This is a genomic window from Gammaproteobacteria bacterium (assembly GCA_029884425.1).
Classification (GTDB): Bacteria; Pseudomonadota; Gammaproteobacteria; order S012-40; family S012-40; genus JAOUHV01.
Genome location: JAOUHV010000006.1, coordinates 16,593 through 29,480, shown reverse-complemented (window position 1 = coordinate 29,480; position 12,888 = coordinate 16,593). Strand labels below are relative to the sequence as shown.

Genomic DNA, 12,888 nt, shown 5'->3' with positions numbered 1-12,888 from the left:
CACCAAAAGTGGTAAAATGGGAACTCGTGTGAATTATACCGAGAGTGCACTGTGAGCATCGAAAAACCTTTTTACACCCGTCATATCTTTTTTTGTGAGAACAAGACCGACAGCGGAGATTGTTGCGCCAACTTTGATTCCACCAAGGCGCGGGAATACGTCAAGGACAAAGTGAAAACGCAAGGCCAGCACGGGCCGGGCATGGTGCGGGTGAACAAATCGGGCTGCCTGGGGCGCTGCGCGGAAGGACCGGTTGCCGTGGTTTATCCCGAAGGAACCTGGTATACCTATGTTGACCATGATGACCTGGACGAGATTGTTGCCGAGCATCTGGTAGGCGGGCGAGTGGTCAAGCGACTGCAGCTTGAGAATACTTGAGTTAATTAGTTATATTTGAGTTGACAAAGATTATTTTATACTGGATAATCTTTGTACACATTGCGGAAGCAGTGTACAGAATTGCGCACAGATTTTTGTCATAACTAGGTGACAATCCAGATCCACCCTCCCCTCCCTGTGGTGGTGTTTTGTTTGGCGGCCCTTGTTGGGCCGCTTTTTTTATTCGCGGTATTGACAGTCTGGCGCCTAACCAATATTATTGCCGGCCTTCTCTAGGCTGTAAAAGAATACCTAAGGGTCAAGAATGAAAACATTTAGCGCCAAGCCGCAAACTGTAACTCGCGACTGGTATGTGGTTGATGCCTCTGGCAAAACCCTGGGCCGTCTGGCCACCGAAGTTGCCTCACGTTTGCGCGGAAAGCATAAGGCGGAATATACGCCTCACGTTGATACCGGTGATTACATCGTAGTTATCAACGCATCACAGATTCAAGTGACTGGTCGCAAAGAATCCGACAAGATGTACCACCACCACACTGGCTTTATCGGTGGTCTGAAGACGATTTCCTTCGGCAAGCTGCGCGACAAAGCACCAGAGCGCATTATTGAAATTGCAGTGAAAGGTATGTTGCCCAAGAATTCTCTGGGTCGCGAAATGTACCGTAAACTGAAAGTTTACTCTGGTTCTGAGCATCCACATACTGCTCAGCAGCCCAAGTCTCTGGAAATTTAAGGATTAGATCATGGCTACTGCACAATATTACGGAACTGGTCGTCGCAAGAGCTCTACAGCTCGTGTATACCTGAGCACCGGCAGCGGTAACATCACTATCAACAAGCGTCCTATCGACGTTTACTTTGGTCGTGAAACTGCACGCATGATCGTTCGCCAAGCACTGGAGCGCGTCGAAATGACGAGCAAATTTGACGTGAACGTCACAGTTGCTGGTGGTGGTATCTCCGGTCAAGCGGGTGCTATTCGTCACGGCATTACACGCGCACTGATGAACTACGATGAAGCGCTGCGTCCGACTCTGCGTAAAGCAGGTTTCGTGACTCGTGACTCTCGTGAAGTTGAGCGTAAGAAAGTGGGCTTGCACAAAGCTCGCCGCGCTACACAGTTCTCCAAGCGTTAATCTGCTTTTGTCAAAACCCCCTGGCGGCGATGTCGTCAGGGGGTTTTTGCGTTTTGACAAATTGTCGCTGGCAGGATGAGCAATTCTGGTTCTGCCGTTTTCTTCTAATTGCGGCGTTGTCCGTTTCCTTCCTCGTTGTTTTCTGCTGGGTTGATCTGATGGTGCGGCTATGTAACAGTTTTGTCACATAGCGCTGCTAGACTTTGCATCACTGGAATATTTGCATATAGAGCAAATTTCCATATTTTTTGTTGTTAAATTGCAACGACAAAAACCGTGGAGTGCTTGATTTCTGGGACAAAACTAGTTGCACTTTACGTTTAGGGTGCTATAACTGTCCAGGTTTGTAAGTTTTTGCCAACATTGGAAATAGGAGAGAAAGAATGAAAAAGACACTGACAGCCATGGCGGTAGCCGCCGTATTGGCCGCACCGATGGCTGCTTCTGCAGATGCGACAGTTTACGGCAAAGTAAATGCCGCAGTTAGCCAAAAAACCATGTTTGGCGCTGACGCTGCCTGGTCTTCAGATATTAGCTCCAGCAAGGGTACCAACGTTGGTGTTAAAGGTTCTAACGAGACTGAGCTGCTGGATTTTTCTGCCGTTTATAAATTTGAAATGGGTATGAACGCGGACAACACCTATGCACAGCGTGATACCTGGGTAGGTTTGTCATCCAATAGTCTGGGTACCGTTCGCGTTGGTGCCATGAAGACGTCTTACAAAACTTCCGGTGCCTACCTTGATATTTTCTGGGATACCGAAGTGCAAGCTGCAAATGATCTGCGTATTATGTCTAACCAATTGCACGGTGGTACTGGCGATGGCCGTGGTCGTCAAACTAACACCATTCAGTACACTTCACCCACTGTTGCTGGTGCGACTCTGAATGTTGATTACAACATGATCGCAGCGGGTTCTGACAACCTGGGCGTGGGCGTGCATTTCAAGAATGGTCCAGTGTTGGCGTTCGTTGATTACGTTAGCTTGCCAGGAAAAGGTAAGGATGGCTCTGATCTGACGGCAACTAAAGTGGGCGGCAAGTTCACTGCTGGCGATGTTGCTGTTGGCGTTCAGTATGAAATCGATGGTGGTGCGATTAACAAGGATGCAACCTCTAAGGCCAAGTCCAACACACTGTTCACCAACGTGTCTTACACCATGGGTGCAACGACTCTGACCGCCTCTTACGGTATGCAGGATGAAAATGCTTCTGGCGCTAAAGATGGCCATACCGCTTACGTCGTAGGTGCAATGCACAGCATTGCCAAGACAACGGCATTGTATGCTGCCTACGGTTCAGCCACGGGCGATGATTTGTGGGGCGACGGCATGAAGAAGAAGGCGATCGCAGACGATACGTCTACCATTTTGACTTTCGGTATGCAGCAATCTTTCTAAGATTTGTTTAGAAAGCAATGGTTTGAGAGCGGCGCCTAGGGCGCCGTTTTCTTTTCCCAGTGGACTGCGGGGATATTTTGTGGTCCAATGTGCTATCCGTTTAATAGCCTAGTAATTTAGTATGCTAAAGAAGCCTCAACTGATTTTGATTGATCTGGATGGAACCCTGGTAGACAGCGTGCCGGATTTGGCCTGGTCGGTAGACCGTTTGATGGAGAAGCTTGGTCGCCCTGTGCATGGCGAAGACAAAGTTCGTCATTGGGTGGGGAATGGCGTCGAGCGCCTGACCAAGCGTGCCCTGACCGAACAATTGCACGCCGAGCCTGACGCCGCAGAATACGACAAGGCCCTGCCGATTTTCATGGACTACTATCACCAGTCCAATGGCAAATACAGTCGCGTATTTGATGGTGTGGTGGGCGCGCTGAAAACATTTACCGCGGCTGGCTTCAAAGTAGGCTGCGTGACCAACAAGGCCGAAGCCTTTACCCTGCCGCTGCTGGAATCGTTGGGCATTCGCAAATATTTTGAAGTGGTGGTCAGTGGTGACACGACGGCGCACAAAAAACCGCACCCCGAGCCTTTGCTGTACGCGGCCAAGCAGTTTGGTGTTGCACCGGAAAATTGCCTGATGATTGGTGACTCCCAGCACGATGTGCAGGCGGCGCGCAATGCCGGTTTCCAGGTGGCGGCGGTGACCTACGGTTACAATCACGGCGAAGACATTCGTGATGCCAAGCCCGATGCAGTCGTTGATCGCATGGACGATATTCCCGGTTTGTGGGCATAAACCGGGATTAATGCAAGATTACCTATACAAAACTATCCTGTTTTTTTACCATCTGCATCGATGGCGAGGCTAACGTACCGCGTTGGTTGTCACGTTGGTCCAATTACAGGATTTGTTTGGTATGAGCATGAAAATTTCCCGCGAGCAGTTCGACGCCTTCGCCGCGCAGGGTTATAACCGGGTTCCGCTGATTCGAGAAGTGTACGCTGATCTGGATACGCCACTCAGCGTCTATTTGCGTTTTGCCCAGCGGCCGTTTTCCTATCTGTTCGAATCTGTGCAGGGCGGCGAAAAGTGGGGTCGTTACTCCATCATCGGTTTGCCCTGTCGTCATCGTCTGGAAGTGCGTGGTCACGAGGTCGCAGTGTTCGAGGACGAGCGCCGGCTTGAATTGTTGACCTGCGAAGATCCGCTGGCGTTTGTTGACGAATACCGTGAGCGCTACCAGGTAGCTCCGGTTGCCGGTCTGCCCAAGTTCACTGGTGGTCTGGTGGGCTATTTTGGCTACGACACCGTGCGCTACGTCGAGCCCCGCCTGGGCGAATGCCCCAATCCCGATCCCATCGGTTCACCCGACATTTTGCTGATGCTGTCTGAGGAAGTGATCGTTTTCGATAACCTCAGCGGCAAGCTGTACCTGATCGTGCATGCCGACCCCCATGACAATCGCGGCTGGAACAAGGCGCAATTGCGCTTGAATCAGCTGGTTGAGCAATTGCTGCAGCATCCGGTGCCGCGCGCCATGTTGGGCGCGAGAACTGGCGAGCTGGGCGAAGTGGATTTTGTATCCGAATTTACCCAGGCAGGTTTCGAAGCTGCGGTGCGCAAGGCCAAGGAATACATCACCGCCGGTGATGCCATGCAGGTGGTGTTATCGCAGCGCATGACTGTGCCGTTTGAAGCGGCGCCGATGGATTTGTATCGCGCATTGCGCAGTCTCAATCCTTCGCCCTACATGTACTTCATGGATTTGGGTGATCACCAGGTGGTGGGTTCATCGCCGGAAATTCTGGTGCGGCTGGAAGATGGCATGGTTACCGTGCGTCCCATTGCCGGTACTCGGCCGCGTGGTGCGACAGACGAACAGGACCAGGCGCTGGAAAAAGATCTGCTGTCCGATCCCAAGGAGCTGGCCGAGCACCTGATGCTGATCGACCTGGGTCGCAACGATGTGGGTCGTGTTGCCAAAACCGGCTCGGTGAAGGTGACGGCGAAAATGGTTATCGAGCGCTATTCGCACGTGATGCACATTGTCTCCAACGTGGTGGGCGAAGTGCGCGCTGATCACGAGGCGATGGATGTGATTCGTGCGACCTTCCCTGCGGGTACGGTATCTGGCGCGCCCAAGGTGCGGGCGATGGAAATCATCGACGAGCTGGAGCCGGTCAAACGCGGCATTTACTCTGGTGCGGTGGGCTACATCGGCTGGCACGGCAATGTCGACACCGCCATTGCGATCCGTACTGCGGTGATCAAGGACGGCAAACTCTACCTGCAGGCTGGCGCGGGCGTGGTGTATGACTCCGACCCCACCAAGGAGTGGGAGGAAACCATGAACAAAGGCCGGGCGGTGTTTCGTGCCGCGGCGTTGGCGGCGCAGGGGTTAGATTATCTGGCGCAGGGCCACAAGTAGAAATTCACTCAAGGCACGCTGGCGGCGTTGAAAGCGGCGCTCAAAATGCTCATTTACTTGAGTAAACTCCGCTTTTTCGCTTGCTTCCGCCTTGCCAGCGCACCTTGAGTGAATTTCACCACGGATAAAAAAGCCCTCGATCGAGGGCTTTTTCGTTTTACGCTTTGACGCGGTGGTAGGTTGTGGCCTGGCACTTGGGGCAGGGCGGAATGTGGCCGGGTTCCTTGAAGTGCAGTTCCTCGCCGCAGGCATCGCACACCAAAATGCCGGGGGCGGTAATTTCGCCGGTATGCCAGCTGGCGCTTTGTGCTTCATAGGCGAGGCGATCCAGTTCCAGCTTGGTTTGGTCGACCATCGCGGCGAAAGTTTCCAGTGCGCTCGCCTTGATGTACGCCAAGTCCAGTCGCAACCAATCGGCGAGTTTTTTCTCTTCATGCGCCATGTAGCGCGCAGCTTCGTACAAATCCTTCATCAGGTAGTCGCGCAGTTTATCCACTTCCTCGCGGGTTAGTTCGCCTAGGTCTTCGAGCTTGTCGGCAGCGTGGTGCAGTGAATCCTCTACCAGTGGTTTGGTTTCGTGGCGAAATTCGACGATGAATTCTTCGGCGTGGTTGAGCAGTTGCTGATAGCCCTTGCTCAGCTTGTCGGCGATTTTGTTTGGCACAGTACATCTCCTTCGCGTGGTTTGTTTCATCTTAACGCCGTGGGCGGCAGCTGTCAGCGAAATCCACGCCGACAGCGGGGCGTTTACCCTCTATAATACGCCCCAGGTTTAATTTCAGGTAAAACAGCTCCATGGAAAACAAGTACACGCCCAGCGCGGTTGAAGCCGAAGCGCAGAAATATTGGGAAGACAACAACTCCTTCGCCGTAGATGAAAATTCCGACAAGGAAAAATACTACTGCCTGTCCATGTTCCCCTATCCCAGTGGCCGTCTGCACATGGGCCACGTGCGCAACTATACCATCGGCGACGTGATCTCCCGTTTCCAGCGCATGCACGGCAAAAACGTACTGCAACCCATGGGCTGGGACGCCTTCGGTCTGCCGGCAGAAAATGCGGCGATCAAGAACAACGTGCCACCGGCCAAGTGGACTTACGAGAACATTGACTACATGCGCGGCCAGCTCAAGCGTCTGGGCTTTGGCTATGACTGGGATCGCGAAATCGCCACCTGTCATCCCGAGTACTACCGCTGGGAGCAGTGGCTGTTCACCAAGCTGTTTGAAAAAGGTCTGGTCTACAAGAAGACCGCGCCGGTGAACTGGTGCCCCAATGACATGACGGTACTGGCCAACGAGCAGGTCATCGATGGCTGCTGCTGGCGCTGCGACACCCAGGTGGAGCGCAAAGAAATTCCGCAGTACTTCATGAAGATCACCGACTACGCCGACGAGCTGCTGGCTGATCTGGACAAGCTCGACGGCTGGCCCGAGCAGGTGCGCACCATGCAGCGCAACTGGATCGGTCGCTCCGAAGGCGTGGAGATCGACTTCGCGGTGAAGGGTCAGGACGCGACGCTGCGCGTGTTTACCACCCGTCCCGATACGCTGATGGGCGTGACCTACGTGGCCGTGGCGGCGGAGCATCCGCTGGCCAAGGCTGCCGCGCAAGGCAATCCCGCGCTGGCCGCCTTCATCGAAGAATGCAAAAAAATGGAAACCGCCGAAGCGGCCATGGAGACCATGGAGAAGAAGGGCGTGGCCACCGGCCTGACTGCGATTCATCCGATCTCCGGTGAAGAGGTGCCCGTGTGGGCGGCCAACTTCGTGCTGATGAGCTACGGCACCGGCGCGGTGATGTCCGTGCCTGCCCATGACCAGCGCGACTACGAATTTGCCAAAAAATACGACCTGAGCATCAAGCAGGTCATCGCCGCTGCCAACGGCGAAAGTGTGGATCTGGACAAGGCCGCGTTTACCGACAAGGGCGTGCTGGTGAATTCCGGCGAGTTCAGCGGCAAGACCTCTGCCGAGGCATTTGACGCCATCGCCACTGCGCTCAGTAGCCAGGGCAAGGGCGAGAAGAAAACCACTTACCGCCTGCGCGACTGGGGTGTGTCCCGTCAGCGCTACTGGGGTGCGCCGATTCCCATTATCAACTGCCCCGACTGTGGCGCGGTGCCCGTGCCCGAAGATCAGCTGCCGGTGGTATTGCCCGAAGACGTGGAATTCGACGGCGTCGGTTCGCCGATCAAGAAAATGCCGTCGTTTTACCAGTGCACCTGTCCCAAGTGTGGCACCGCCGCCGAGCGCGAAACCGATACCTTCGACACCTTCATGGAGTCGTCCTGGTATTTCGCCCGCTATGCTTGCCGCGACAATGGTCAGGCGATGCTGGACAAACGCGCCGACTACTGGATGCCGGTGGATCAGTACATCGGCGGTATCGAGCACGCCATCCTGCATCTGCTGTACGCGCGCTTCTTCAACAAGTTGATGAGGGACGTTGGTCTGGTTTCGGTGGACGAGCCGTTCAAAAATCTGCTGACTCAGGGCATGGTGCTAAAAGACGGCGCCAAGATGTCCAAGTCCAAGGGTAACACCGTCGACCCGCAGGCGCTGGTCGACGAATACGGCGCCGACACCGCGCGCCTGTTCATGATGTTTGCCGCGCCACCTGAACAGAGTCTGGAATGGTCCGATGCCGGCGTTGAGGGTGCGTTCCGCTTCCTGAAGAAGGTGTGGAAACAGGTGCATGATCACATGGCGGCCAAGCCGAAAACGGCGCTGGATGTTGCCAGTCTGAACGAAGGCCAGAAAGACCTGCGTCGCGTGGTGCACACCGCGCTGAGCAAGGTCGAAAACGATTACGCTCGCCGCTTCACCTTCAACACCGCGATAGCGGCGGTGATGGAAATGCTCAATGCGCTGGGCAAATTCGATGACGAGTCGGCGCAGGGCCAAGCCGTGCGCCACGAGGCGCTGGAACTGGCGGTGCTGATGCTGTCGCCAATTGTGCCGCACATTACCCACCGCCTGTGGCAGACGCTGGGTCACAACGACGCAGTGGTCAATCGCGATTGGCCCAAGGTCGACGAAGCTGCACTGGTTTCTGATTCGGTCGAGTTGGTGGTGCAGGTCAACGGCAAGTTGCGTGGTCGCCTCAAGGTGGCTGCTGATGCCAGCAAGGACGCCATCGAAGCGGCGGCGCTGAACGAGGAAAACGTCAAACGCTTCCTCGAAGGCCAGTCGGTCAAGCGCGTCATTGTGGTGCCGGGCAAGCTGGTCAACGTGGTGGTGGGTTAACGCCATGCGCTGGCTGCTGCCGGTGCTGGCCCTGCTGCTGAGCGGCTGCGGTTTTTACCTGCAGGGCAGTCTGCCGAGCGGGGCGGTTTTGCCGGTGTTCACGGTGTCCGGTCTGGCGGATACCCATCCGCTGGTACAGGAGCTGGAACAGCAGTCGGCGAACTATCGCCAGGATGCGCAGCAGACCCGGCGACTGCACATTTCGCGTGCCCAATGGCAACAGCGGGTGATTTCCCATGCCCAGGACGGCACGCCGGTGGAGTACGAGCTGCGCCTGGAATTGCGGGTCCAGGTACAGGACCAGGACGGTCAGTTGCGGGCGGAATATCCGCTAAGTGTTTATGGTGACTACAGTTTTAGCCCGGCGCTGATACTCAGCAAAGGGGTGGAAGAAGCGCGGTTGCGCGACGATCTGGTGCAGCGCGCCGCGACCAATATCCTGCGCCGATTGGCGTATCAACAGTAAATTCCGCGGATGGGCGTGGGTTTTTGCCTCGGCGCTGTTAAAATAGCCACCTGTATCCGTGGAAGTGGCCGGTGAACATCAAACCTGAACAGCTCAAAGCCCAGCTCAAACGCGGGCTTTCCCGAGTCTATTTTCTCAGCGGTGACGAACCGCTGCAGTTGGCTGAGTGCGCCGATGTGATTCGTGCGGCAGCGCGCGAGCAGGGTTTTATCGACCGTGAATTGCTGCATGTGGAGCCAGGTTTTGACTGGAGTGTGCTGTATGACGCAGCGACGGCCATGTCGCTGTTTGCCCAGCGGCGCATCATTGAGTTGCGGTTAAAAAATTATTCCCTGGGTGATGCCGGCAGCGCGGCGCTGACCACGTATCTGCAGGCACCGCCCGAAGACAATATTTTTCTGGTGACAGCGCCCAAGGCTGACGGCAAAAGTAAAAAGCTGGCCTGGTACAAACAGCTGGAAACGGCTGCTGATTGTGTGCAGGTCTGGCCGATTGAGGCCAAGCAGTTGCCGGGTTGGATTTCCCACCGGGTCAAAACCAAGGGGATGAACATCACCCCTGGGGCGGCGCGCATGCTGGCCGAACGGGTTGAGGGAAATTTGCTGGCCGCCAGCCAGGACATCGAAAAACTGGCGCTGCTCTATCCCGACCAGGTTTGGGACGAGGAACTGGTGCTGGAGGCGGTGGCCGACAGTGCCAAATATGACGTGTTTGGTCTGGTGGAAAGTGCCCTGCTGGGTGATCGCCACCGCTATGCCCATGTGCTGGAACATTTGCGTGCATCGGGCACCGAGCCGATTCTGGTGGTGTGGGCGCTGGCTGAAGAGCTGCGCCGCATGCACGACATGGCGCTGGCGCGTGCTGCCGGCCATTCGCCGGATCAGGTGATGCGCGATGGCAAGGTGTGGGGTAATCGTCAGGGCGCGGCGCGGGCGGCCATGGACCGGTTTCGACCGATACAGTGGGTGCGAATGCTACGTCACGCGGCGCAGATTGATCGTATGATCAAAGGACAACAACCGGGGAATACCTGGGACGAAATTCTGAAACTAGGGCTGGCGATGGCCGGCTGTGAATTGTTAAGAGCGTGATATGACGGATGTAAAAAATTACATGGTAAGCCTGGGTAAACAGGCGCGTGCGGCAGGGCGGGCAATGGCTCGCGCCAGCACCAACACCAAAAATGCCGCGCTGGAGGCGATTGCCCGCCAGTTGGAGGCGCAGCAGGTACAAATTCTGGCAGCCAATGCCAAAGACATGCAGGCGGGACGCGACAGTGGTCTGGATGCGGCGCTGCTCGATCGGCTGGAACTGAACCCAGCGCGAGTGGCGGCCATGGTCGAAGGTTTGCGTCAAGTGGCGACCCTGGCTGATCCCGTGGGCGAAATCTCCGACATGAAATTCCGTCCGTCTGGCATTCAGATCGGCAAAATGCGCGTGCCTTTGGGCGTAGTCGGCATCATTTACGAATCCCGTCCCAACGTGACGGCGGACGCGGCGGCGCTGTGTCTGAAATCCGGCAATGCGGCGATTTTGCGCGGCGGCAAAGAGGCGATTCACTCCAATCAGGCCATCGCCAACTGCATTCAGGCAGGACTGAAGCAGGCCGGCTTGCCGGCGCAGGCGGTGCAGGTGCTGGAGATTACTGATCGCGAAGCGGTGAGCATGATGATCGCCATGCCCGAATACGTCGATGTGATTATTCCTCGCGGTGGCAAGGGGCTGATTGAGCGAATCAGCAAAGATGCGCGCGTGCCGGTGATTAAACACCTGGACGGTATTTGTCATGTCTACATCGACGATGATGCTGATCTGGAAAAAGCGATTCAGATTGCTTTCAACGCCAAGACTCATCGCTATGGCGTGTGCAATGCGATGGAAACGTTGTTGGTCAGCGAAGCGATTGCCGAGCGCGTGCTGCCTGAGTTGTGCGGCATGTACAAGGAAAAAGGCGTGGAGCTGCGTGGCTGTGCGACCACTCAGCGTTTGATTGATGGCGTGATTGCGGCAACGGAAGAAGATTGGGCGACCGAATATCTGGCGCCGATTTTGGCCATTCGCGTGGTCAAAAATGTCGACGAGGCGATGGACCACATTGAGCAGTACAGCTCGCGTCACACCGAAGCGATTGTCACCGAAAATTACAGCACTGCACGACGTTTTCTTGCTGAGGTGGATTCCAGCTCGGTGATGGTGAATGCCTCGACCCGCTTTGCCGATGGCTTTGAATACGGCCTGGGTGCCGAAATTGGTATCAGCACCGACAAATTCCACGCGCGTGGTCCTGTCGGCCTGGAAGGGCTGACCTCGCAGAAATATGTGGTGTTCGGCGATGGTCAGATTCGTCAGTAATAAATCATGACTGACGCGCAGCGCGCCATTGGCATTTTGGGTGGGACGTTTGATCCCATTCATTTTGGCCATTTGCGGATTGCGCTGGAGTTGCAACAGGAATTAGGTTTGGCGGCGGTGCGTATGCTGCCGTGTGCGCAACCACCGCACCGTGGGCAACCGGGTGCCAGTGGTGAGCAGCGGCTGCAGATGCTGCAGTTGGCATTGCAGGGCGAACCTGCGCTGCAAATTGATACGCGCGAATATCATCGATCGGGGCCGTCATATACCGTCGACACGCTGCGATCGCTGCGCGCGGAGTTGGGTGAAGATCAGCCGCTGTGTCTGATCATGGGATCGGATGCGTTTGCCGGTTTGCCAAGCTGGCATCAGTGGCAACAATTGTTTGAGCTGGCGCATATCGTCATTGCGCACAGACCAGGATGGATTCGGCAAGGAACGCAGCTGGGTGATCTGGATATCAGTGCGCGATTTATTGCGCAGCCCCAGGCGCTGCATCAGCAGCCGGCAGGATGGATTCTGCCGTGGAGCGTGAGCCAATTGGAAATTTCCGCCACCGCTATCCGACAGTGGGTGCGGCAGGGAAAAAGTGTGCGTTACCTGCTTCCCGAAGCGGTGCGTGAATATATTGAAGTAACAAGGTTATATCGATAAATGCAAACGAAACAACTGACCGAACTGGTCGAAGAAGCCTTGGCTGATTTGAAAGCCAAAGATATGCAGGTGCTTGATGTGCGCGATGCGTGCAACGTCACGGATGTGCTGGTAATTGCGACCGGAACATCAACCCGGCACGTCAAGGCACTGGCGAACAACATCGTGGTCAAAGCCAAAGAAAATAACATCATGCCCTACGGCACCGAAGGTGAACAAACCGGTGACTGGGTACTGGTGGATCTGGGTGACGTGGTGGCGCATGTGCTGACGCAGGAAATGCGCGATTTTTACCAGCTGGAGCGTCTGTGGAGTGCACCAGCGGCCAGCGGGAAAACGGCGAACGGTTAATGCGAATTCACCTGCTGGCGGTTGGGACGCGCATGCCCGCCTGGGTGATTGCTGGCTATGAAGAATACGCCAAGCGCATGCCGCGCGAATGTCAGTTGGTGTTACGGGAAATCGAAGCCGCCAAACGCAGCAAGGGCGCTGGACCGATGCAGTTTATGCAGGATGAAGCCAAGCGCCTGGTTGCCGCCATTCCCAAAGGTGCGTTGGTGGTGGCGCTGGATGTGCGCGGCAAAGCCTGGAGCACCGAAACCCTGGCGGAAAAGCTGGGAGAGTGGTTGCCCTCAGGACAGGATGTGGCGTTGTTGGTGGGTGGTCCCGATGGCATCGATCCGACGGTAATGGCCTTGGCCAGCGAGCGTTGGTCGTTGTCGCCGCTGACCTTGCCGCATCCCTTGGTGCGGGTGATCCTGGCTGAACAGCTTTATCGTGCCTGGACGCTGACTCAGGGGCATCCGTATCATCGCGCTTAGTACGGCGCGCACTTTTCGGTATACTTTTAACGACTTGTGATCAATTAA

Annotated in this window: 14 protein-coding genes; 13 read left to right on the top strand and 1 reads right to left on the bottom strand. The window is 55.7% G+C overall.

The window, feature by feature from the left end; all coding sequences use genetic code 11:
• Positions 1 to 51: 51 nt before the first annotated feature.
• The 6 genes from OEW58_02680 (at position 52) to trpE (ending at position 5,298) form a co-directional block, all read left to right on the top strand.
• Positions 52 to 378 carry an NAD(P)H-dependent oxidoreductase subunit E gene (locus OEW58_02680; GenBank protein ID MDH5300250.1) on the top strand — a complete coding sequence of 109 codons (327 nt, stop codon included), beginning with the start codon at positions 52 to 54 and terminating at the stop codon, positions 376 to 378.
• A gap of 265 nt (positions 379 to 643) precedes the next feature.
• Positions 644 to 1,072, top strand: coding sequence for a 50S ribosomal protein L13 (gene rplM, locus OEW58_02675; protein MDH5300249.1), 429 nt, complete (start codon positions 644 to 646; stop codon positions 1,070 to 1,072).
• A 10-nt stretch (positions 1,073 to 1,082) separates the two neighbouring features.
• Positions 1,083 to 1,475, top strand: coding sequence for a 30S ribosomal protein S9 (rpsI, locus tag OEW58_02670; protein MDH5300248.1), 393 nt, complete (start codon positions 1,083 to 1,085; stop codon positions 1,473 to 1,475).
• A gap of 383 nt (positions 1,476 to 1,858) precedes the next feature.
• Positions 1,859 to 2,875 carry a porin gene (locus tag OEW58_02665; GenBank protein ID MDH5300247.1) on the top strand — a complete coding sequence of 339 codons (1,017 nt, stop codon included), beginning with the start codon at positions 1,859 to 1,861 and terminating at the stop codon, positions 2,873 to 2,875.
• Between the two features lie 121 nt (positions 2,876 to 2,996).
• Complete coding sequence (locus OEW58_02660; protein MDH5300246.1) at positions 2,997 to 3,665, top strand: phosphoglycolate phosphatase; 669 nt, start codon at positions 2,997 to 2,999, stop codon at positions 3,663 to 3,665.
• Between the two features lie 133 nt (positions 3,666 to 3,798).
• Positions 3,799 to 5,298 carry an anthranilate synthase component I gene (gene trpE, locus OEW58_02655; GenBank protein MDH5300245.1) on the top strand — a complete coding sequence of 500 codons (1,500 nt, stop codon included), beginning with the start codon at positions 3,799 to 3,801 and terminating at the stop codon, positions 5,296 to 5,298.
• Positions 5,299 to 5,455: 157 nt separating this feature from the next.
• Here trpE and OEW58_02650 read toward each other — a convergent pair whose 3' ends face one another.
• Positions 5,456 to 5,962, bottom strand: coding sequence for a zinc ribbon-containing protein (locus tag OEW58_02650; GenBank protein ID MDH5300244.1), 507 nt, complete (start codon positions 5,960 to 5,962; stop codon positions 5,456 to 5,458).
• A gap of 131 nt (positions 5,963 to 6,093) precedes the next feature.
• Between OEW58_02650 and leuS the strand changes: the two genes are divergently transcribed.
• The 7 genes from leuS to rlmH all read left to right on the top strand — a co-directional run bounded on the left by leuS (position 6,094) and on the right by rlmH (position 12,840).
• Positions 6,094 to 8,547: a leucine--tRNA ligase gene (gene leuS, locus OEW58_02645; protein MDH5300243.1), complete on the top strand. Its 2,454-nt coding sequence runs from the start codon at positions 6,094 to 6,096 to the stop codon at positions 8,545 to 8,547.
• Positions 8,548 to 8,551: 4 nt separating this feature from the next.
• Positions 8,552 to 9,013 carry an LPS assembly lipoprotein LptE gene (lptE, locus tag OEW58_02640; GenBank protein ID MDH5300242.1) on the top strand — a complete coding sequence of 154 codons (462 nt, stop codon included), beginning with the start codon at positions 8,552 to 8,554 and terminating at the stop codon, positions 9,011 to 9,013.
• 71 nt (positions 9,014 to 9,084) lie between these two features.
• Positions 9,085 to 10,104, top strand: a complete 1,020-nt coding sequence (holA, locus tag OEW58_02635) for a DNA polymerase III subunit delta (GenBank protein MDH5300241.1) — start codon at positions 9,085 to 9,087, stop codon at positions 10,102 to 10,104.
• A 1-nt stretch (position 10,105) separates the two neighbouring features.
• The gene (locus tag OEW58_02630; protein MDH5300240.1) at positions 10,106 to 11,365 is read left to right on the top strand and encodes a glutamate-5-semialdehyde dehydrogenase; all 1,260 of its coding nucleotides are present in this window, start codon (positions 10,106 to 10,108) and stop codon (positions 11,363 to 11,365) included.
• Between the two features lie 6 nt (positions 11,366 to 11,371).
• The gene (nadD, locus tag OEW58_02625; GenBank protein MDH5300239.1) at positions 11,372 to 12,019 is read left to right on the top strand and encodes a nicotinate-nucleotide adenylyltransferase; all 648 of its coding nucleotides are present in this window, start codon (positions 11,372 to 11,374) and stop codon (positions 12,017 to 12,019) included.
• Positions 12,020 to 12,370 (top strand): ribosome silencing factor, encoded by a 351-nt coding sequence (gene rsfS / locus OEW58_02620; GenBank protein ID MDH5300238.1) that lies wholly within the window; start codon positions 12,020 to 12,022, stop codon positions 12,368 to 12,370.
• Entirely contained in the window at positions 12,370 to 12,840 is a 471-nt protein-coding gene (gene rlmH / locus OEW58_02615; protein MDH5300237.1) for a 23S rRNA (pseudouridine(1915)-N(3))-methyltransferase RlmH, read from the top strand. The genes rsfS and rlmH overlap by 1 nt, the downstream gene beginning before the upstream one ends.
• Positions 12,841 to 12,888 lie beyond the last annotated feature (48 nt).